Genomic DNA, 21,066 nt, shown 5'->3' on the forward strand with positions numbered 1-21,066 from the left:
ATTTAATTCTTTTTTGACTATGAGAACCCCAAAGCGGCTTACTCATTAAGCCGCTTTTTTCTTCACTTTGAATATTGTTTCTACAATCAAGACAGAATACTGAAATCCAATAATTAGAAGCAACATCATCTATCTACAACGCTTTTGTTTGAGTTGTGTGATTCCGATTCCTATCGATATAAAACTCACTGTTATTGATAAAATTGACGTATATATTTTTCGTTGTTCTTTAAACGAAAACTATAAATCCTTGAACTACAATCCTGATTGACTAGCAGTCATTGGCATTGTTTAGGGTAAAATAATAGAGAGTGGGAAAGTGACAACAATAAATCATAATTTTCTTAAAGCAGCAGTAGGTATGGCTTTGCTATCGAGTGTGCCGTCAGTGGTAAATGCTCATGGTTGGTCTGAATTTCCAAGTGCACGTCAGAATACCTGTTACGAGCAAGGTGGCATTTGGTCGGGGACACCACCAAACGCAGCATGTGCTCAAGCTAAAGAGATTTCTGGCTCATATCCGTTTGTTCAGCGTAACGAATATGCAAAAAATATTCAGGATTTCAACAACATCAATGCTGTAAAAGCAGCGATTCCTGACGGCACGTTATGTTACGCCAATGATTCGCAAAAGCGCGGTATGGGCGCACCTCACACGGGTTGGACTCGTACCGAGCTAAGCACTGGTACGTTTGAATATGTATTCAACGCGACGGCACCACACAACCCTTCATTTTGGGAGTTTTACCTAACCAAACCAAATGCAGACTTGAGCAAAGGCCTAGCGTGGGGTGACTTAGATCTTATCCAAGAAGAGGGCAATGTCCCTGTAAATGGTGGTAAATACCGCATCAATGTAACCATTCCTTCGGACCGCTCTGGTGATGCAATTTTATTTGTGCGCTGGCAGCGTAATGATTCGGCAGGTGAAGGCTTCTACAACTGTTCAGACATCACCATTACTGGTGGTACAACTCCTCCGCCAGATCCTACTCCGCAACCAGATCTAGTACGTGGCGACCTGTTTGTGTCTGATCAGTTCGGTACACCAGAAATTGGCGATACAGTTAAGTACGACATCATCAACAAGTATGGTGAAATTGCACGTAGCTTCGACATTGTGATTGATGCGAGCAATGTGAACGATTGGGCTCGTCTGCTAGCTTCTGAAATTAACGGTTGGCATGAAGAGTTCAAAGACGGTGCGATCTTCATCGGTGACTGGCATGCTGAAATGCAGCACTACATGTACTTCCAAAACGATCCGTCTCGTAATTTCTTTAACTCAAAAGATAGCCGTGCTTCAGGTCAATTGACGTTGATTGACGGTGGTGATGGCGGTGTTGAACCGTTGAAAGGCGATATCTACGAACTTGTTAAGAGTGACAATGTAGTGAATGCGGGTGACAAAGTTGTGATTGCAACCAGTGAAGCCGCTAACCTTACGCAAACACAAGGTTCTACAGTAAGCATCCAAAACAATGGTACGGCTTCAATTGTGATTGATACTACAGCGATCACTGCGAACGAAACGTTATCTTTCGTTGCTAGCTCTATTGAAAGTGAGAGTGTTGAAACCTTCACATTCGAAGTGATTGCTGAAGATGGTGGTGTGACACCAGACCCAGATCCAACGCCGGATCCAGATCCGACTCCAGACCCAGACCCTACACCAACCCCGGGCACATGGGATTCATCTAAGGTTTACCTTGGTGGTGAAGTTGTGACTTACTCTAACCAGTCCTGGAAAGCGCAGTGGTGGATTCAGGGTGGTGAAAACCCTAAGGCAACTTACGAAAACGACAAGTGGGGCGTTTGGCGTCCAGCTAACTAAGGCCTGTTAACTGTTCCCCTGATGATTCCATTTGGGCTGAGTTTATTATCGTATAAATGGCGCTACAGAGATGTAGCGTCATTTTTTGTTCAAGGTGTTTATCGCCTCGTGGCACGAAATGGTAAAACTCAGTTGGAAGGATTGATTAGAATTATTTCAAACGCGACAAGTGCATAGGAAAAACACGAGTCACTTTATCTTATTTGAATGGATGCTTATTAATTCGAAAGAGGACTAATAATGTACGAACTAACACTGATTCTTAGCTTAATGATGGGTGGCGCACCAAGTACGGCTGAAATGGAAATTAATACTCAATTTACGACTCTTGAGCAATGTAATGAAGAAGGCGCAGCACTAGCCGAGAAGCTAAATGCAACCGACCTTAAAGTGCTCCAAGTTCAATGTGAGCGTGACTAATCAAGAGAGCTAGTTTAACAATATGGGCACATATCTTTGTGTCCATATCACATCAATATAATAACCTATTCCTTACTCTCTCCATCGGCAACTCTTCCGTTAGCCACTACAAATAAAACCATACTGTTAACACGCCTTCGTCCAAATACTATTTCCCTTCCACTTGGTAATTATATAATTTGAAACAATTTCATCTGACCTATTGTTAAATATTCACTATTTGATAGTGTGTCTAGGTGCACATAAAAAAGTGTACTTCAGATTTAGCAAAGAATAATAACAGTAGGAGTTGCGATGAGTATTGTAGTGAGACGCTCTGAACCGTCAGATGCAAAGGGAATAAAAGAAGTTTACGAATGCACTAATGCTTATACCTGTACGCTGCAACTCCCAAATCCATCTCTGGAAACTTGGCAAAAACGAATCTCAAATGTTCCAGATAATGTGTACTCTTATGTCGCGTTATTGGACGGAGAAATTGTTGGCAACCTAGGTTTAGAAGTGTGTGTAAATCCAAGAAGGCGTCATGTCGCTTCTTTTGGTATGGGTGTTAAAGACGATGTGTTAGGCAGAGGTGTAGGTAGCCAATTACTCGCAACGGCAATCGACTTATGTGACAACTGGATTAACATCAAACGACTGGAACTCACCGTCTATACCGATAACGAACGAGCGATCAGCCTATATAAGAAGTTTGGCTTCGTGATTGAAGGGGAGTCAGCAGGGTTTGCCTTCAGAAATGGCGAATATGTGGCGGCTTACCATATGGCGCGACTGGTATAACGTCTAGGTTCGATTAATAGGTAATAAAACGCCACGTTGTTATAACGTGGCGTTTGCTATTTCAGTTAGCTGCTTACTTAAAAGCCAATATTTGATGCACTTAAGCCGTTAGTGGCTCAAGGTTTGCCGGGCGGTAATGCACTGATTTCAGAACTTTACCTTGGCGAACTGTTTTACCTTCAGATACGAAATCTTCCGCACATTTAGCGATGATGTATTCACCTTTTTGAACCGCCATTAGCTTGATGTTCTGTTCAGCATAGAAAGCTTCAGTCTCTGCGTATTCTGTCTCGTTACGACATACTTTACTCATGTTGCTTGAGTGTACTTCATCCCAGCAAGGTAAGAAGTCGATTGAGCGGTTTTTAGCAACGTTCAACAGAAGATCGATCAGGTAGCTGATCGCTAGGTTGTCTTCTACTTTAGATTGACCAAGGTGAACCAAACGTCCCATCAAAACATAAACGCTGTCTACAATAGCGTCCGCTTGTTCGATTTTAGAGTCAGCTTCTGCCAATTCAGTCAGCTCTTCGATCGCTAGAGAGGTATGTAGCGTATCGCCTTTTTCATCCATTGTTTCAGGAGCTGCAACAGGCAGATCAAAAGTACTGCGGAACTCTTCAATGTCGCGGTAAAGGTGATCGTAGATTTCTTGGTTTAGTTGAGAAAGGTTCATATTCCTATCCATTCTGTTTCGTTAATGGGTCATTTTAACAAAGGTAAGAATAGGGTGCTAACGCAAAGTCGAAGAACTCGACTTTTATTCATTGGACCATTGAGGTATTTTGCACACAAATCAATTGATTATTATGATTTTCTACTTTTTACTCTTGTTTATATTAGAAATATTAATGTTGTCGCTAACTTAGGCAGCAGTGGGATATCGTTATGCACCAAGCTAGTGAAAGCGAAATTGTTATACGCCGCTTGTATCAAATTACTAATGACTATCGAAAGGGCTTCAATGTTCAGATTGCTCAGTTGCTCACAATGGGGCTTGAGCGTTTTGATTTGGATATCGGTATATTGTCTAAGGTAGAGGGTAATACTTACCTTGTGGAGCACTGTGTCACACCTGAAGGCGTTGACCTGAAAAGTGGTGATATGTTCGATTACCGCTCAACTTATTGCGAGATCACATGCAGCTCGAGTGGACCTATCTGCATAGAGCACTGTGGTGAGAATAATACTTACGCGCGACACCCTGCTTATCAATCCTTCGGCTTAGAGTCTTATATCGGTATTCCTATCTTTGTCGATGATGAACTTTACGGCACGCTTAACTTTTCGAGTGGTAACCCTTACTACCGCGAGTTTAAAGAGTTTGATATCGATGTGATGAAGCTGATGGCCTCATGGATTGAAGTAGAGCTTGTTCGCAGGCAGCAAGAGAGAAAACTACAAGAGTTAAACGAAAGACTCGAGTATCAGGCGCTTTATGACCCACTGACGCATTTACCCAACAGACGCTTTTTATTTAAAACGTTAAACGCAGAAGTAAAGCAACTTAAGGGTTCTTTAGGCAAAGGAACGTTAGCGGTGGTTGATATTGATTTCTTTAAGTCAGTAAACGACGGCTATGGTCACCAAATGGGTGATGTTGTCCTGAAGAAAGTGGCCAATGTGTTGAGTAGTAATGCTCAAGAAGGAGAGTTTGTTGCTCGCTTTGGTGGCGAAGAGTTTGTGATTTGGTACCCGAGTACGCCGGTCAACACGGTTGAGGATAAGCTTGCGACGCTGCTTGAGGAAGTGAAGAAGATTACTCTAGATCGAAAGCCTATTACTATCTCTATTGGTGCTTGCCATTTCGAATTAAGTTCTGGTGAAACAAGGAATGAACGAATGTCGGCGTTAGACTCATTAATTAAAGTGGCCGATGAGTGTTTGTATGTTGCAAAAAAAAATGGACGAGATCAGTTCGTGTCTCGTCCATATTACCAATATTTAGATGCTTAATCTTGAAAGCTGAGAGCTTAACTAAACAGGTACGGGAATAGTTTGCGACGCTCTTCTGGCGTTAACGATTCAACTCGAGCGATGTTGGTATCTGGAATCGCTTCAGGGTTAGGGTAATGCTTCAACACCTTTTCCATGCTCGCTTCACGAATCAAATGGTAAACCGGATATGGAGAGCGGTTCGTCAGGTTTTCATCGTCTTCAGGATCCGCACCGCCAAAGCAGTAATCAGGATGGAAGGTCGCCACTTGGTAAACGCCTTCCCAATCTTGCTGCTTTATCAAAGCCTCTACCCAATCGATGAACATGTTGTAGTCGAAGAAATCTTGCAGCATGTTAGGAACAACCACCAGAGTCGTTTCTAGCTCAGCGACTGGTGTGTTATCCAACTCAACAAATTGAGTCATGATGTCTTCTAGCAATGCCTCTTCGGTTTCTGCCTCACTCACAAAGATCTTAATCTGCTTATTACGTTGTGGCTTTGCTGCAAATGGGCACAGGTTTAGGCCAATAACAACATCGTCTAACCATTGCTTTACTTGGTCATGGATGGTTTGAAGATCAGTGTTTTGAGTGTTCGACATAACAGGTTCCGAAATGAAATTTTGCGTAGGATATCAGAACGGTTGTTAATCAAAAGCACTAATTGTCTTGAAAATGCCGTTGTTTCTACGCTTCAGCGAGTTTAGATGTCGATACTTGAAGTTGTTTCAACTGATAGACCCAAGCAAATATCGCGACATAGAAGACTGAGCCTCCTGCAATCACGCCATTCCAACCAAATAACTGCCAGCAGTATAAGAGTAAGAACCCGCCCAAACTGCCACCAATATAGTAGTGCACAAGGTAGAGTGCTGTTGCCGTCGCTTTGGCGCTTGGCGCTTTTTGACTGACCCAAGAGTAGGCTAGGGTATGCGAGAAGAAAGCCCCGCCACTTATCAGCAATAACCCTGCAAGCATGAAAGGAATCTCATCAACCGCAGATACCAGCATTCCTAGCAAGCTTATACACACACCTAACAGAATTCCGTTTAACGGGTCGAAACGTAGCGTCCATTTATTAGACAGCTTCGAGCTGACGGTACCCGCTAGGTAGCAGAGAAAGATCAGTGATGCTAAGCCAACAGGGACTGAGTGAGGCTCGGATACTAATCTAAAGCCCATTACTGAATACAGGTTCACGAACAGAGCGAAGTTGGCTCCACCAATCAACATAGCAAGCCATAAGGTACGGTTTCTTAAATGCATCACAACTGAGCGATTATGATGAAAGAACAGCCCTTTTTGCGGCTTGAAGTTTTGCTGGTCTGGTAGTCGATAGGCAATAAATAAAGCGCCTAATAGTGAGCCCACAACAAAGATCAGCACGGTAGCGTGCCAATCGAAATAGTCTGTAAGCAAGCCGCCTAACACACGGCCAAAGATCCCTCCCAATGAGTTGGCAGCAATATAGCCACCAATCGCGACAGCAAAGGCTTTGGGTGTTAACTCTTCGACCATATAGGCGACAGCGACACCAGCAAAAGCTGCGACCGCAATTCCCATGCATGCTCTAGCAATAACGAGTTGTAACAGCGTGGTGGTGAATGCCATGCCTAAACCAATTACTGGAATCGCAAAAAGGCTAAATAGGATGATAGGCTTTCGACCAAATGACTCTGAAGCGATAGCCCACGGTACTAAGCTAATCGATAACCCAAGCGTGGTTGCGGCAAATAGCCAGTTAATTTGGGTTTCCGACACTTGGAAGTGTTCAGCCATGTGCGGCAAAATAGGTTGAAATACGTAAAGGTTGCAGAAAATGATAAATGAACCAATCGCCAATGATTGAGTGATCCGTTTGTATTGAGTACTGCCTTTGTCGAACATTTATCTTGTGCCTATGCGGAATAATTAAGCTGTTTGTGAACAAGTTATCAGTACAAGGTGGATTAAAGAAATATATTAAAAATATCACCTCTATATATTTAATATATCGATATGCTTGAATCAAAACCACTTCGCCATTTTCTCGCGGTTGCACAGTTTGGGAATTTTACCCAAGCGGCCAAAGCCTTACATATCGCTCAACCTGCCTTGAGCATATCCATTAAAAAACTCGAGCAAACACTTGATTTGATTTTGTTCCGACGCGGAGATAAATCGGTCACTTTGACGGAGGAAGGAAAGGTACTGTTTGAGCATGCCAAGCGAATCACCCAACAGTTTGATGATGCAGAGCTGGCGATGAATGAATTAAAAGGCTTGGAGAAAGGGGAGGTACGTTTGGGAGCGCCAAGTATGATGGGAAGCTACTTCTTTCCACAAGTCGTTATGGCATTTAAAAGCCAATACCCAAATCTCAAGCTGACGTTGATCGATGCGGGCACGGCTTCGATTCGTGAAATGTTATTAAACGGCGAACTCGATATCGGTGTTATCAATCATGAAAATGTACCGGATGACCTAGAAACTGACCACTTACTCAGTTCTGAAATGTTAGCTGTTATCGGTAAAGAGCACCCATTGGCGTCACAGTCATCCATTACCTTTGAAGAGTTTTTTGAGCAAGAGTTGATCATGTTTAAGTCAGGCTATTTCCATCGTGATTTCATCGACGCGACCTGCAAAAAATACGATTTAGATATGACGATCGCATTCGAGACTAATTTGTTGCCAATGATTCTTTCTATTGTAAAGCGCGAGTTCGCTATTACCGCATTGCTTAGCTTGGTAACAGAGTATGAGGACGACGTGGTTGGAGTGCCATTTAAAGACCCTGTAAAACTTAATCTATCTTTGGCATGGCGAAAAGAGGGCTATTTGTCTAAGGCTGACAGAACCTTTATCGATTTCGTTAAACAATATGTGTGATTAGTAACATATTAACTCCGCAAATACTTGGGACTAATGTCACATTTTTCATGGCTTTATGCGACGCATATCACTATGCGTGGCGCGGATATTAACAGTTTCTAATTTACTTGGTATGCATGCCCGTTAAATAATACTAGTACTTTTTGAGTAGTTAGTGAGGGGCTATGAAATGTGGATGTAAGGAGCAAACGTTAATACGAATTCGTAGAACGTTGCTCGACCGAGTGTTAGGAATCAAGGGGCGATATAAATGCAGCAAGTGCGATACTGTCATTAAAATAAAGGGCTAGGTATTGAGATGAGAGTAATGAGCCCGTTTGAAAATTAATTCGTCGATTATATTATGCTGTGAAAAATGTGTGCCCTACAATATGGTTAACAAGCAGTGATTGGTAGATATTAGTTGCCTTTAAATTAATCAATTAGGCAACCCTAGCTCCATGAAATGTAAGTGTAAAGAACGAAGGCTCATTAGAGTTCGTAGAACATCAGTTGACAAAGTTCTCGGTATAAAAGAGAAATACAGGTGCGCGTCTTGTAGTGGTGTTCTGAAGGTAAAAGGATAGTGGCGAAAAGGGAAGGTAGACCTTGGTTTCCTATACTGATAACACAAAGCCCGAATATCTTTGGTGAGATATTCGGGCTTTGTTGTAAAGAGGTATAACAACTTACATAGCGTTAAGTGTTTTTTGAGTTATACATCTTGTCGAAGTTCTTTTGGTTCCATCCGACCATGATTTGGTCACCGATTTTAAGAACCGGGATAGAACGAGCCCCCATCGCTTGTAATTCTTTGCGGCCACGTTGCATCTTGGCATTTGTTAGGCGGTAAACAATCTTCTTAGAGTCCAAATATCTTTGGGCATCTTTACAGTGCGGGCATTTGTCTGCGACGTACAATACAACACGTTTCATTTTTACATTCTCTTGCTGAGTCTAGCTCTTGATGAATCTTGTTAAAGTGTAACGAATCCTAGGTGATTAGAAAAGTGTGATCAGTTACACTATGCGGCTCAATTTTCGACGTCATAACATTTTGATGTGACGTAACTTGTACGGTCTTACTGCATGCATCCTTCATTACGCTATATCCAAGGCTATCCAAAGCACATTATCGATCCTGTCACTCAGCTTGTTGAGTCAGGTAAATTGGTGCCATGGTTTGAAGCTCGCTACCCAAAGAATCACGAAATAAAAAGCGAGAAAGCCCTGTTTGATTATGCGATTGAGATTAAAAATCGCTATATGAAGAAAACGCCACCCATCAGTAAAGTCATTTATGATGGCAAGATTCACCTAATCAATAATGCACTAGGTTTGCACTCATATGTCGCCAAAAACCACGGTGGCAAGATCAAATCGAAGAATGAGATTCGTATCGCCAGTGTTTTTCGTAATGCTCCTGAGCCTTTGTTGAGAATGTTGGTGGTGCACGAACTGGCGCACATTAAAGAGAAAGACCACGACAAAGCCTTTTACCAACTATGCTGTCACATGGAACCGGAATATCATCAACTTGAGTTAGATGCCCGTTTATTCATGATTTATTTAGATTTAAAGAAGTAGCCCAATGAGCCAATCACAAAATAGAACCACGTTAAGTCTGTCAAAAAACAGTGCTTCTGATAAAAACCGTAACAGTACGGATTCAAAAGTGGCTGGACAGAACAAAGCTAAGCGAGCTTCTGGTAAACCAAACAACAAAGGCGGGAAGGGCAAAGCTCCTTTTAAAAAAGACACTTCTAATAAGAACGCACCCAAAAGATCGAGCGGCTCTCAAAAGCCTTCTGGCTCGAAGCGCACCGGTGGTTCACAACGCAATAAGAATACCGTAAAGCCAGCAGCGGGTTTGCACCCAAGAAACCAGCACACAGGGCGCTACGACTTCGAGCTATTGGTCGCGGCTTTGCCAGAACTAAAAGCGCGCTTAATTAAGAATCCAGTAGGCGAAGACACGATCAATTTCTCTGATCCATTGGCGGTTAAACTACTCAACAAAGCGTTATTGGCGCATCATTATGGTGTTAAGCACTGGGATATTCCTGCTGGATACTTGTGCCCACCTATTCCTGGTCGAGCGGATTACATTCACAGAGTGGCAGACATTCTTAATAGCGATGGCCAGGGCAAACCTTATAATCATCAATCAGTGAAAGCGCTAGACATCGGTGTTGGTGCGAACTGTATCTACCCAATTATTGGCGCCACAGAATACAAATGGCGTTGCACGGGTAGTGATGTTGACCCAGTGTCGGTGAAAGCCGCGAATTTCATTGCTGAAAGTAACGTTAATTTAAAGGGTAAGATCAAAGCACGTTTGCAAGCTGACTCTGAATCTATCTTTAAGGGCGTAATCAAAGATAACGAACGTTACGATGTCACTATTTGTAACCCTCCATTCCACAGCTCTCTAGAGGAAGCAGAAAAGGGCACACAGCGTAAACTAGACAACTTAGCGGCAAACCGAGCTAAGAAAGCGGGTCAAACGTTCAAACCTGAAACGAAAAAAGCCAAGCAAAATAAGCCAATTTTAAACTTTGGCGGTCAAAAAGCGGAGTTATGGTGCCCAGGTGGTGAAGCAGCATTCATCATGAAAATGGCAAGAGAGAGCCAATTGTTTGCGACTCAAGTGCTGTGGTTCACGACGCTAATTTCGAAGAAAGACAACGTTGATATGCTTCGTTCTGAACTTGGTAAGCTTAAAGCGAAACAAGTGAAAGTCGTAGAGATGTCTCAAGGCCAGAAAGTGAGTCGCTTTGTAGCATGGACTTTTATGGACGACGAGCAAAGACAAGAATGGATCGCGCTTAAATAAGGGTTCACACGTTAAACTAGAAAGTATCGTGAATTCTATTAAATAAAAACGGGCTTGTTGTTCAATCAACAAGCCCGTTTTTATTAGATTTGGTTAAGCAGAGAGCAATTCATCCAACTTACTTTGGTACTTCTTCTCAAGCGCATGGTTTCCGGCTTTCTTTTCGAGATCGACTAAAATTTGAAGCGATGGAATTTGATAGCCATACCGCTGGTGGAACTTAAACAGACGAAGCCTAGCGTCATTATAATCGGCTTCACTCACTTCAATTTTAGATAGCTGTAATATCGACTTTACTCGGTTCGGATCATGGTCAATGGCGCGCGTGAAGTAATACTTGGCTTGTTCTGTATTACCTGCCTTAAAAGCACAAAACCCCGCATTCTCATAACTGGCGGATACTAAGTAGTAATAGGGCTGGTCAATGGCGCGATTAAAGTACTTATCGGCTTGTTTATACTCGCCTTGCTTACACAAAAACGTCCCGTAGTTATTGAGCACGTTACCGTTTCTTGAGTCTAGGCTTAACGCTTTTCGATATGCAGAACTCGCTTCATCGACTTCACCCACTTGTTCATAGTAATGGGCCATAGAGAGCCGAGCACGGTAATAACTCGGTGCGTGTTTGATAGCAAGTTCTAGATTTTCACGAGCCCTTACCATGTTGCCTTGGCCCATGTATCCCAAACCTAATTCAATGCGAGATTCTGACATAGCAATAGGATCGCTTTCTATTTTCGGTGGTCCTTCTGTTACAGAGACACAGCCAGACAATGAGATAGAAGCAATCAGAGCTGAGAATAGGGGATTTGAAAACAACGACTTGGCAGGCATGTGAAGCTCCTTATGAACACCAGACAATCATATGAAATTGGTAAACATAAGGTGGTAAATCTATGGTGGAATGCGACCCACTCTCCATAAAAAAACTGCGTACAACTGGCTTGTTTTCATCGTTAAAGGAATCAACAGCTTATTGTACGCAGCTTTCTTTTACTGACTAAATAGCGAATAGCTAATCGTCTTTGGTGAAGTTCTCTTCGCTGAAGTGATCCAAATCGTAAGGCGTTTGTTGGTAAACGCAGTAGTTTAGCCAATTTGAGAACAGTAAGTGACCGTGGCTGCGCCAGCTTGCGACCGGTTTGTTGTCTGGGTTATTGTTCGGGTAGTAGTTGATAGGGATGACTGGCTCCATGCCTTCACCTAAATCACGGATGTATTCATTGTGAAGCGTGTGTGCATCGTATTCAGGGTGACCAGTCACAAACACGTTTCGCTTGTCTTTGGTTGATGCTAGATACACACCAGCGACATCTGAAGTTGCAAGCACATCAAGGTCGGTATGCTCTGCTAGATACTCTGGTGAGAAATCCGCATAGCGAGAGTGTGGCGCTAAGAAGGTGTCATCAAAACCACGCAGAATAGGGTGGTAAGGGTTGTGAATCTCGTGGTTGTAAACGCCCGAAAGCTTCTCTTTACGAGTACGCTTCGGTAAGTCATACAGCAGTTTCAAGCCCGCTTGAGCAGCCCAGCACACATAGAGAGTCGAGGTAACATGCTTGTTAGCCCACTCCATGATGGTTTTTAGGTGGTCCCAGTAGATAACATCTTCAAACTGAACCAAGCCCAGTGGCGCACCAGTGATGATCAGTCCATCAAAGTTACGGTTTTTGACCATCTCAAATTGACGGTAAAAGTTATCCAAGTGCTCGGTCGGTGTATTTTTACTTGGACGATCATCGATTCGAAGCAGCTCAACATCCACTTGCAACGGGCTATTGGATAGTAGGCGTAAGAATTGAGTCTCGGTTTCAATCTTCTTCGGCATTAGGTTGAGGATCAAGACTCGAAGTGGACGGATTTCCTGTGTCGATGCTCTTGATAGCGGCATAACAAAGATGTTTTCTTCACGAAGAACATCGCTCGCTGGCAATTGGTCTGGAATGCGAATAGGCACAGCTTTCTCCCTAAGCTAGATATGTAGACGTCTATACTTCTAAATCTATAATAGTTTGATGCGCTTGTCGATATACAAAATGGATAGTTGTAAATTATTTGTGTTTTTATCAAGAGAGCACTTAGTCGTCTTGTGGTTATTGTCTCTGCTCAACAATGCAAAGACGTGTAGAAGAGTGATTGAGTACGGATATCGGTAGTAATCAGAGCAACAGAGTACTATTTACGATAAACTCATGTTTTTGATTTAAGCCGTAATGTATCAATGAAGTTAATACTCATTCGAGGGCTGCCAGGTTCGGGTAAGTCAACAAAAGCAAAAACTTATGACGCCTTGCATGTCGAAGCCGATATGTATTTTGTCAACGAACAAGGTGAGTACTGCTTTGATCCTAAACAGTTACAACAGGCCCATGAGTGGTGCCAGAACACCGCTGAAAATGGTCTAAAGCAAGGGAAGGACGTCGTCGTATCGAATACCTTCATTAAACACTGGGAAATGAAGGCTTATCGTCAACTTGCTCTCAAATACAAGGCGGATTTAGTGATTGAAGTTTGCCGAGAAAACTACGGCACTATTCACGATATTGAACCATCGGTGATTAAGCGCATGGCGAGAGATTGGCAAGAGTAGCTCTACATTCATGCCGCTCCATAGAGTGGGTAAACCCTCATATTAAACTAACAAAGCAATTCCAAGGTAACGATTGAAATGGCAAAACGTTCTGTTGTCGTAGAGATGACTTCTTACGGTATTTACTCCACGTGGGATTCTAAATCTAAAGACCTACCAAAAATCCAAGAGTTTACCACCACTGTTGACGCTGAAATCGACGTTGAATTTGGCTATATCTTGAATATCAAAAAAGCCAAAGGTGAAAAGATCCGTTACTGCATTTATCACCCGGATATCACAACCGACAAAGGCGAAGTGCTTGAGCCGTTCGATGGTGAAGAGTACGTCGGCAATAACGATTGGGATTTCTACCTAGGCGACACCATTTGGGCACCAGTCTCAAACAAGATCGGTAAATGGCGCATGACGGTCGAACTTAAAGGCAACATCATCGCAGATAAGACATTCGACCTAGTAGCAAAAGATCAAGGCCAGTTCTGGAAGCGCAGGGGGTTCTAGCCTCGAACTTCTAGACAAATTTGAACAATAAAAAAGCCGAGTCTTATAGAACTCGGCTTTTTGACATTAGCTAGGTGACATTCTTTATCTAGCTTAGAAGTAAGATTATTGCGTTACGTAAGCCACAACAAACTCAGTGATAGCAACCATGTCTTTCACTGCTATGTACTCTTCAGTGGTGTGCACTTTCGCCATACCTGTAGATAGGTTAACGGTTGTTAGACCTTTCGCATTGAAGTTATTTGCATCACTGCCGCCGCCGGTGCGCTTGGTGTTTGCAGTAACGCCAAGCTTCTCGAACGCCGATTTGATAGAAAGAATGTGCGGGTTATCGTCTGCAATAACGAATGCATCGTAAGCACGAGTTGATTCGATTTCTACTTCAGCACCGAATTGCTTTGCGCTCTCTTCAAACGTTGAAATCATATGTTCAACTTGCGCTGTTAGCTTGTCGCCATTTAGTGAGCGAGCTTCCGCAACCACTTTTAGTTCTGGCATAACGATGTTAGTCGCTTGACCGCCTTCAACAATACCCACGTTCGCAGTTGTTTCTTCATCAATACGAAGTAGGTTCATTTTAGTAATAGCGTCTGCTGCTACTTGAATTGCACTGATGCCTTCTTCTGGTGCTAGCCCAGCGTGAGCAGGGCGACCTTTGATAGTTGCAACGATCTTTTGTTGGCCTGGAGCAGCGTTTACGATTGTGCCGATAGGGCCGCCTGTATCTAGAACGATAGCATGCTCAGATTGAATGTAAGACATATCGAAGTTCAAAGACCCGAATAGACCGCCTTCTTCGAATACGGTGAATGCAATTTCAATGGTCTTGTGTGCTTGACCTTCAGCTTGAATGCAGCGAACGGCTTCCATGATAGCCGCAATGCCAGACTTGTCGTCACCACCTAGGATAGTGTTGCCCTTTGAACGGATGATGCCATCTTCGATGATTGGCTCAATGCCGATACCTGGGGTTACTGTGTCCATGTGGCAGCTGAATACTGTGCTACCCCGTAGCGTGCCGTCTAAACGCGCGTAGATGTTGAAGCCATTCGATACTTCTTCAGGAACCGCCAGTTTATGTACGTCAAAACCTAGTTCGCCTAACTGCTCAGCCAGCGCTTCAGCAATTACTTTTTCGTTGCGAGATTCACTATCGATTTTCACAAGATCGCAGAAATGGTCGACTAGACGTTGTTCATTAATTTGGGTCATTGTTAATTCTCATTATGTGTCCGCTAGCTATAAAAAACTACGGAGGTAGGAACAGGAAAATCACTATAACGCCTCTTTGTAGGATGATTGCCTGAGTTAAATCAAGAAAACCGCCTGAATATTCCAGATTATGAGAAAAACAAGATCCAGTTCTATAAGTTGACAACATTTTAATCTGTATATTGCTCGGGTATACTGCAAACCGAAATTAACCATGCAGAAAGTAAGAACACTGCCCGAATAGTAAGAGAACTATGCGATTGATAATGGCACTTATAAATTAATAAAAACAATGTTTTAGGGTCATTCCTGCTTGTTGTTACAATGAGTGCTTTTCTGGGCTTCTTTCTGCTGTATCCAATCAACGATGTAGATTTGACTAACTCGCAAGTCAACGAGCCCGCTGTTTACACCCCAGAAAAAGAACTTTCTAAAACAGAATATGGAAAAAAGCTAATTCATATTCTCGATTTGTCTCGAAGCGATCCCATATTCGCTGATAAAGCGCTGGCTCAACTACCTCGCCTGCATCCAACAAGAGACTTAGTCATCTACAAAGCGTACCGTCTTATGATATTGACGAACGTGGCGCAACATCAGCAAGACACTAAAGCCGTGATGGGATATTTAGACGAGATCAACAACCTTGCTGAACAAGAAGGTATGTTGTGGTTGAAATCGCAGTCATTGGTTGAATCTGCAATTGAATATCTTAAAGAGGGCGACCTTGCAGCGTCTGAAATTCAGATTCGTTCCGCTATCGGGATTGCAGAGTCGATTCGTTACGATGAGCTATTGGTCAAAGCTTACAACACGGCGGGTGCAATCAATAATGTGCGTAATGACCTTCAAGATGCGCAGTACTTCTTCCATAAAGGGTTACAACTAGGGAAGAAGTACCCAAAGCATATTTATAACAGCAAGCTCATGTCGAACATGGCTTTGCTTTACATCTACTTAGAAGATTGGCCGAAAGCACTAGGCATTCTAGAAAAAGCCAAAAAGCTCTATTTTGACAGTGGTCTATTTGAAGATGAAGCCATTGGCATCCTTTATATCAACGAATCGTTCAGTTACTTAAGTAGTGGTGATTTAATCAACGGTCGTATTGCTTATGAAAAGGCAGAAGCGCTCAACAGCGATAAAGTGAGCAATCGATATAAAATACTCGTACTAAGAGCGTACAGTGAAGTGCTGTTGGCGGAAGGAAAGTTAAACGCTGCACTTGCAGTCGCCAATCAGTGCCTAAGAATAGCTGTAAACTCTTTGCTTTGAAGGGCTTTCTGCCAAGACAGTTCCAACGCTTCACCTCCTTCATTAATCGTCAGATGATCAACTAAAAGTTTTAAGAATCGTCCTTCTAATGCCATCAGAAAGTCAGTCTTCGTAGGGAAAGGATGGCTGATTCCCGTTCTTGAGATTTTGGTTGCTTGGCTTAACGTGGTGTAAGACATGTTTTCGTAGCCAACCGTCAATAACTGATGACAGCTGGTATCGAGGATGAGTTGAATAGTGCGACAGGTATCGATCTTACTACGCTTAGCCATCTTTAAGAGCGCCTATATAAAGAAATCAAAGTAAAAGCATACTCTCATATGAAATGCTATTCCATATAGTGAGCCGGTTAATGAAGGAAAACTTAGATCTATGTTTTGATTCTAGCTTCTTATTTTATATTTATAGCTGAGTTTGGTGTTGGGTTTAGTATAAGCTGTTGGCTTTTACAAAATCATTGCTAGCAAGTCGAAGAGCTTAAAGAAAAGCCATTCCGACCTAGGTTAGATAGAATGGCTCGAATGGATTTACTGTCGCTAATATTAAAATGTGTTGGAGAGGTAGGGAGTATTAGCGCGTTTAGCTATTTAATTGGTTTATGTTATTTGGCTATACCTTGCAGCATCTCAACCAACTCACCCTCTGTGGTTGGCTCTTTTGCTAGCTCGATGACAGCAGAGGCGCCGCCTTTAAGCATATAGGCTTGAGTGCCACAGTGGTCATAGTGGAACCATTTACCATCTACACATACGTCGGTATAACATCTTGGGTCTTGTTTGAGTTCCATATCAATTTCCTCATTAACATTTGGATAACGTTTTTTAGGCCAATTGATCACAAAATGCTGAGAATTGATCTAGATCAATCAGGTGCTTGAATAGTTGAACAATGTTCAAATAAGAGAGCTGTGTCGAGGTGCCAAAATTCACTATCAAGCACTTAGGTAACTGATATCTTCTAAAGCACGTGATTATCGTTAACAACTGATTCTCTTTTTCTTGCCAGTTTCTTGTTTTCTACTTACGCTACAAATTCTTTATCTCCCTGAATCTTTGACTGTGTTTTACTAATGACCAATATATTTATCGTTGTAGTGGTACTTGTTGTCTTCTTTTACTTCATTCAGAAGTACGTATTCAAACATGACGACACCAAAGACCACGCTTATCAAAAGAGAGGTGCGTTGCTCAACATGCAACAAGCCGCGTTTTACAATGCACTGACTACGGCGGTTGGTACTCACGGTGTCGTGTTTGCCAAAGTGAACATGTCGAATGTGTTGGCACCTGCGAAAACGAATACTAAGAAGAACTGGTTTATCGCGAATAATAAGATCTCTCGTAGCTATTTTGATTTTGTGGTCTGTGACCCACGAACGTTGGAACCGCGCGTGATCATCGAGCTTGATAATGGTAAAGAGCTAAATAAAGGCAAAGTGGATCGAGAGAAGCTGCTTATCCATGTGTGTAAGTCTGCTGGTTTGCCGCTTATTGGCGCTTCAGTAAAACACAGTTACCAAGTGAGCCGTTTGAAGAGACTGCTCGCGACACATATCGATCTTATCGAACCTGCCAAGGAGGTTCGATTCTGTAAGAAGTGCGGTAGCCCGATGATCATCAAGCTGGCTAGCCAAGGTGACTACAAAGGACGACGTTTTTTCACTTGTAGTCGTCAACCGAACTGTACTTATACCGAAAACTACAATGTTGTGTTCGATGTAGAAGAGGAATAACAAAGAGTAGGGCACAGGCTCAGTGTGACCTAACTCAAGTTTATTTCTGTTTCACGTCTAAAAAATCAACGTATTGATGCGAATAAGAGCAAACGGTTGATTCAAGTGCAATTTCCACTTGCGCCACAATACATCAGTCGTTAATATCTTCCTCGTTCTTAAGGAATGGGTCCGTAGCTCAGTTGGTTAGAGTACTACCTTGACATGGTAGGGGTCGGCGATTCGAGTTCGCCCGGACCCACCATTCCTTCTGTTACTTGTTGTCAAAGTAGCGGCTTTTGATTTAGTCACAATCGTCATAAAGAAGATTAAAAACATTGTGCGTCCGTAGCTCAGTTGGTTAGAGTACCGCCTTGACATGGCGGGGGTCGGTGATTCGAGTTCACTCGGACGCACCATTATTCGTTCTTAGGAACAAGCAAAAAAGCCCACCTAGTGTGGGCTTTTTTGTGTCTGAAATTCGCCAATTTACCCTGGCCTAGTTCTACTTAACGCTCGTCTTACCTACATCAACAGTTCTTAGATTTTCTTTAATGCCACATCTGTTGCTTCAAGTCTGCAAGTCACATCCTCAAGTGCCAGCGGGCGTCAACCTACTAGAACGCCTCTCTGTGCTTTAGCATCGAACTCATTTTTAACCTGCTAACTCACGCATGAATAAGCCATAGTGAGCTCATTACCTACGTGTTGAATACGTGTTATCTAACGCTATCCACGTTTTAATACCCAAAAAATTACTTATAAACATTGGAGATTATTAAACGTGATTAAGCTGTTTATATCGATCAAGCCGAAGCAATGAAGGTAATAAACAAAGTTAGTTTATACATAATGAGCTATACAATAAAAAAATATGGGATTTCAATTTATATTTATTTTCTATGGTTTGTTTCGGTTCTATATCAAGAACTACGCGAATGTTAAGTAATTCACCAAGGGCGCTCTACTCACCAGATGTGACTATCAGTATTTAAGAGAGCGTTATTGAGCTAAATCCGCAATAAATGTTTGTTGGTAGTGAGTGCTGGATTTGAGCTCTTTTTTGATCCATTGGTTAAACAAGCTAAAGTCAGAATGTATTTGCCAGAAAAGGGAAGCAATAACTCGTTTACCAAAAAAATCAGGGTGGTCTGTAATGACCTTAAGTCTGTTATCTTTTACATGACTATCGATCAGGAAGCTAGGTAAGAATGCGATGCCTTTTTGAGCATTACATAAATCGATGATGGTATCTAAATCATCCAGTCGCCAAAGGTTATATGCTGCAATAGTCGATAAGTTAAGCAGTTCTTCACACCCATCCATTAATAGAACTCGCTGAGATGGTGCATGAGACTTTATAGGCCCCAAATCCTTATGAGCGACCCACCAGCAGTTAACGTGAAATAACTCCTCTACATTGAAGTCATAACTTGTCTTGTGGTAGGGGTTACCTAGCGCTAAATCTATCTTACCTTCATTGATATAGTTACCTAAAACGAAACTGGGTTTGGTGACGACCAATAAGTCCACGTTTGGGAATGCTTCTGAAAATGCCAGTAATGTCCTCTTTACATTTTTATCAAACACCAATGGATCGATACCTACTCGGTAAACGATTTGGTCTGAAATATTCATTTGTTGAGCAACGGTCACCAAGTCCCGATATTTCGACACCACAGGTAAAGATAATTGGAAGAGGCGTTCTCCTTTTTCTGTTAACCAAACTTTAGAGTGTTCTCTATTAAATACATTGAAACCTAAATCTGACTCTAGATTTTGTACAGCTGTACTAACTGTCGATTGTGATTTTCCAAGTTTGCGAGCAGCAGAGCTAAATGAACCTTCTTCAACTACTGCTATGAACGAAACAATATTTTCGAAATGTAGTTTCATGATTCCACTAACCTTTTGACACAAAGAAATTATAATTTTTATGGTTTTCTGATTCGAAGAACAATAGCGTGATGATCTTCGTATTTCAACAATTTTTATAATGAATAATAATGACTGATAAATTATTAAGTTGTTTATATCTAAAGGTTATATAAGAGCGATATAACTAAAAATATTGAGCTGAGTCTTACTTTTTCAAGTTTATAAAATAAATTAAATATTGATCTTTGGAACTGATTTCATATGTAACTTGTTGTTACATATGGATTTGTTTTCATAGTTAGTGTGGGGGGGGTATTTTATTTTGATCATTTTTTGTTCTGCTTATTGATAAAGTCGATAGGGGTTATTTTCCTTACCTTTGACCTGCTAATTATAATGGCGACGAATTTTCAACAGCCCTTATAGGAATAAATAATGATTACTAAGCTATACGTGAAAACAACCATGTTTTTATCTCAATTCAAGAACGATGAGCGCGGCGTAACTGCGATTGAATATGGTCTAATTGCTGTGGCAATGGCTGTATTAGTAACGACAGCAGTGGGTGCAGACGGTTTCATTGGCAAGCTTGAAGGTGCATTCGAGCAAGTTGCTACCGCTATTGATACTGCGAGCAGCTAACATTAAGCCTTATTGGCTAGTGTAGATGATATCGAAAGATATTTGTGCCAGACCTATGTTTTGCATCGGTCTGGCTTAGTTAATTTATGATGTTAAATAAGATTAATTCTCACCAAGTTTAGGCGGTATTCCCTATTTTTAGTCATGAATTGTATTTAGTGACTTTGGCAGTATTGAGTTTATACGTGTCGGCCACTGATTTTCTCTATCGTAAGATACAAAATTACGCCTTGTGCCTATTACTCTTCTTGCAGTGTTTTTTATCTCCGCTAGATATTCAAATTATGAGTTTTTTACTGATGTTAGGTATCGGACTTATTCTTTATAAACTGATTTGGATTGGGGCGGGTGATATTAAATACGTCGTTATTTTGTCGCTTACCATCCCTGTTAATGACTTATTATTGGCGTTTATTCTGACGGCTTTTTCTGGTGGTATTTTAGCTATCTCTTATCTAGTGAGTAAAAAATTAATAAGAAATAAAGTTGGTTTTCAAGAGGGTATTCCATATGGGATCGCTATTAGCATCGGCTTTTATTTAGCAATTTTAACTCAATCTACGCCATATATATAATCCTCAAAATATGAGCAC

22 protein-coding genes, 2 tRNA genes and 1 pseudogene are annotated in these 21,066 nt (G+C 41.9%); 15 read left to right on the plus strand and 10 right to left on the minus strand.

What is annotated here, in order from left to right; genetic code table 11:
• Positions 1–361 precede the first annotated feature (361 nt).
• The 3 genes from OCV52_RS07040 to OCV52_RS07050 all read left to right on the plus strand — a co-directional run bounded on the left by OCV52_RS07040 (position 362) and on the right by OCV52_RS07050 (position 3,037).
• Positions 362–1,834 carry a lytic polysaccharide monooxygenase gene (locus tag OCV52_RS07040; RefSeq protein WP_137407769.1) on the plus strand — a complete coding sequence of 491 codons (1,473 nt, stop codon included), beginning with the start codon at positions 362–364 and terminating at the stop codon, positions 1,832–1,834.
• Between the two features lie 240 nt (positions 1,835–2,074).
• Positions 2,075–2,254, plus strand: a complete 180-nt coding sequence (locus tag OCV52_RS07045; RefSeq protein ID WP_137407748.1) for a hypothetical protein — start codon at positions 2,075–2,077, stop codon at positions 2,252–2,254.
• Between the two features lie 294 nt (positions 2,255–2,548).
• The gene (locus tag OCV52_RS07050; RefSeq protein ID WP_004741639.1) at positions 2,549–3,037 is read left to right on the plus strand and encodes a GNAT family N-acetyltransferase; all 489 of its coding nucleotides are present in this window, start codon (positions 2,549–2,551) and stop codon (positions 3,035–3,037) included.
• Positions 3,038–3,137: 100 nt separating this feature from the next.
• Here the strand turns inward: OCV52_RS07050 and OCV52_RS07055 are convergent, their stop codons facing one another.
• The gene (locus OCV52_RS07055; protein WP_008217561.1) at positions 3,138–3,713 is read right to left on the minus strand and encodes a nucleoside triphosphate pyrophosphohydrolase family protein; all 576 of its coding nucleotides are present in this window, start codon (positions 3,711–3,713) and stop codon (positions 3,138–3,140) included.
• A gap of 212 nt (positions 3,714–3,925) precedes the next feature.
• Here OCV52_RS07055 and OCV52_RS07060 point away from each other — a divergent pair, with 212 nt between their 5' ends.
• A complete protein-coding gene (locus OCV52_RS07060; protein ID WP_137407749.1) occupies positions 3,926–4,993 on the plus strand; it encodes a sensor domain-containing diguanylate cyclase in 1,068 nt (355 codons plus the stop codon).
• A gap of 17 nt (positions 4,994–5,010) precedes the next feature.
• Here the strand turns inward: OCV52_RS07060 and OCV52_RS07065 are convergent, their stop codons facing one another.
• Together OCV52_RS07065 and OCV52_RS07070 are read right to left on the minus strand one after the other, a co-directional pair.
• The gene (locus OCV52_RS07065) at positions 5,011–5,577 is read right to left on the minus strand and encodes a DUF1415 domain-containing protein (protein WP_004741642.1); all 567 of its coding nucleotides are present in this window, start codon (positions 5,575–5,577) and stop codon (positions 5,011–5,013) included.
• A gap of 85 nt (positions 5,578–5,662) precedes the next feature.
• Positions 5,663–6,862, minus strand: a complete 1,200-nt coding sequence (locus tag OCV52_RS07070; RefSeq protein WP_137407750.1) for an MFS transporter — start codon at positions 6,860–6,862, stop codon at positions 5,663–5,665.
• 111 nt (positions 6,863–6,973) lie between these two features.
• Between OCV52_RS07070 and OCV52_RS07075 the strand changes: the two genes are divergently transcribed.
• Positions 6,974–7,846, plus strand: coding sequence for a LysR family transcriptional regulator (locus OCV52_RS07075; RefSeq protein WP_137407751.1), 873 nt, complete (start codon positions 6,974–6,976; stop codon positions 7,844–7,846).
• A 681-nt stretch (positions 7,847–8,527) separates the two neighbouring features.
• Here the strand turns inward: OCV52_RS07075 and OCV52_RS07080 are convergent.
• Positions 8,528–8,764 (minus strand): glutaredoxin family protein, encoded by a 237-nt coding sequence (locus tag OCV52_RS07080; RefSeq protein WP_004741645.1) that lies wholly within the window; start codon positions 8,762–8,764, stop codon positions 8,528–8,530.
• A gap of 153 nt (positions 8,765–8,917) precedes the next feature.
• On the opposite strand from OCV52_RS07080, the gene OCV52_RS07085 reads away from it, so the two are divergent.
• Positions 8,918–9,415, plus strand: a complete 498-nt coding sequence (locus tag OCV52_RS07085) for a M48 metallopeptidase family protein (protein ID WP_061031460.1) — start codon at positions 8,918–8,920, stop codon at positions 9,413–9,415.
• A 4-nt stretch (positions 9,416–9,419) separates the two neighbouring features.
• Positions 9,420–10,664, plus strand: a complete 1,245-nt coding sequence (gene rlmF / locus OCV52_RS07090) for a 23S rRNA (adenine(1618)-N(6))-methyltransferase RlmF (protein ID WP_137407752.1) — start codon at positions 9,420–9,422, stop codon at positions 10,662–10,664.
• A gap of 93 nt (positions 10,665–10,757) precedes the next feature.
• Here the strand turns inward: rlmF and pilW are convergent, their stop codons facing one another.
• Both pilW and metA read right to left on the minus strand, forming a co-directional pair.
• A complete protein-coding gene (gene pilW / locus OCV52_RS07095) occupies positions 10,758–11,498 on the minus strand; it encodes a type IV pilus biogenesis/stability protein PilW (protein ID WP_137407753.1) in 741 nt (246 codons plus the stop codon).
• Between the two features lie 181 nt (positions 11,499–11,679).
• The gene (gene metA / locus OCV52_RS07100) at positions 11,680–12,621 is read right to left on the minus strand and encodes a homoserine O-acetyltransferase MetA (protein ID WP_061031457.1); all 942 of its coding nucleotides are present in this window, start codon (positions 12,619–12,621) and stop codon (positions 11,680–11,682) included.
• Between the two features lie 264 nt (positions 12,622–12,885).
• On the opposite strand from metA, the gene OCV52_RS07105 reads away from it, so the two are divergent.
• Together OCV52_RS07105 and OCV52_RS07110 are read left to right on the plus strand one after the other, a co-directional pair.
• On the plus strand, positions 12,886–13,254 hold the full coding sequence (locus tag OCV52_RS07105) for an AAA family ATPase (protein ID WP_004739680.1): 369 nt from the start codon (positions 12,886–12,888) through the stop codon (positions 13,252–13,254).
• A 78-nt stretch (positions 13,255–13,332) separates the two neighbouring features.
• On the plus strand, positions 13,333–13,755 hold the full coding sequence (locus tag OCV52_RS07110; protein ID WP_137407754.1) for a DUF3859 domain-containing protein: 423 nt from the start codon (positions 13,333–13,335) through the stop codon (positions 13,753–13,755).
• A 105-nt stretch (positions 13,756–13,860) separates the two neighbouring features.
• Here OCV52_RS07110 and OCV52_RS07115 read toward each other — a convergent pair whose 3' ends face one another.
• Positions 13,861–14,967, minus strand: coding sequence for a M20/M25/M40 family metallo-hydrolase (locus OCV52_RS07115; protein WP_137407755.1), 1,107 nt, complete (start codon positions 14,965–14,967; stop codon positions 13,861–13,863).
• Between the two features lie 279 nt (positions 14,968–15,246).
• Between OCV52_RS07115 and OCV52_RS07120 the strand changes: the two are divergent.
• Positions 15,247–16,218 (plus strand): annotated as a pseudogene (locus tag OCV52_RS07120) (GGDEF domain-containing protein); the annotation flags it as partial.
• On the opposite strand, the gene OCV52_RS07125 reads toward OCV52_RS07120, so the two are convergent.
• Together OCV52_RS07125 and OCV52_RS07130 are read right to left on the minus strand one after the other, a co-directional pair.
• On the minus strand, positions 16,206–16,514 hold the full coding sequence (locus OCV52_RS07125; RefSeq protein ID WP_198777736.1) for a TetR/AcrR family transcriptional regulator: 309 nt from the start codon (positions 16,512–16,514) through the stop codon (positions 16,206–16,208). The pseudogene OCV52_RS07120 and the gene OCV52_RS07125 sit on opposite strands and share 13 nt — an antisense overlap.
• 329 nt (positions 16,515–16,843) lie before the next feature.
• Positions 16,844–17,029 (minus strand): hypothetical protein, encoded by a 186-nt coding sequence (locus tag OCV52_RS07130; protein WP_105025039.1) that lies wholly within the window; start codon positions 17,027–17,029, stop codon positions 16,844–16,846.
• A gap of 282 nt (positions 17,030–17,311) precedes the next feature.
• Here OCV52_RS07130 and OCV52_RS07135 point away from each other — a divergent pair, with 282 nt between their 5' ends.
• The 3 genes from OCV52_RS07135 (at position 17,312) to OCV52_RS07145 (ending at position 18,372) form a co-directional block, all read left to right on the plus strand.
• Positions 17,312–17,974 carry a DUF2726 domain-containing protein gene (locus OCV52_RS07135; protein WP_061031453.1) on the plus strand — a complete coding sequence of 221 codons (663 nt, stop codon included), beginning with the start codon at positions 17,312–17,314 and terminating at the stop codon, positions 17,972–17,974.
• Positions 17,975–18,141: 167 nt separating this feature from the next.
• A tRNA-Val gene (locus OCV52_RS07140) sits at positions 18,142–18,218 on the plus strand.
• A gap of 77 nt (positions 18,219–18,295) precedes the next feature.
• Positions 18,296–18,372 (plus strand) — tRNA-Val (locus OCV52_RS07145).
• 583 nt (positions 18,373–18,955) lie between these two features.
• Here OCV52_RS07145 and OCV52_RS07150 read toward each other — a convergent pair.
• Positions 18,956–19,849 (minus strand): LysR family transcriptional regulator, encoded by an 894-nt coding sequence (locus tag OCV52_RS07150; protein ID WP_137407756.1) that lies wholly within the window; start codon positions 19,847–19,849, stop codon positions 18,956–18,958.
• Positions 19,850–20,266: 417 nt separating this feature from the next.
• Between OCV52_RS07150 and OCV52_RS07155 the strand changes: the two genes are divergently transcribed.
• Complete coding sequence (locus OCV52_RS07155) at positions 20,267–20,473, plus strand: Flp family type IVb pilin (RefSeq protein ID WP_061031451.1); 207 nt, start codon at positions 20,267–20,269, stop codon at positions 20,471–20,473.
• Positions 20,474–20,622: 149 nt separating this feature from the next.
• Positions 20,623–21,048 (plus strand): prepilin peptidase, encoded by a 426-nt coding sequence (locus OCV52_RS07160; RefSeq protein ID WP_032498247.1) that lies wholly within the window; start codon positions 20,623–20,625, stop codon positions 21,046–21,048.
• The last annotated feature ends 18 nt before the right edge of the window (positions 21,049–21,066 follow it).

Origin of the sequence: Vibrio chagasii, from assembly GCF_024347355.1 — a bacterium.
Classification (GTDB): Bacteria; Pseudomonadota; Gammaproteobacteria; order Enterobacterales; family Vibrionaceae; genus Vibrio; species Vibrio chagasii.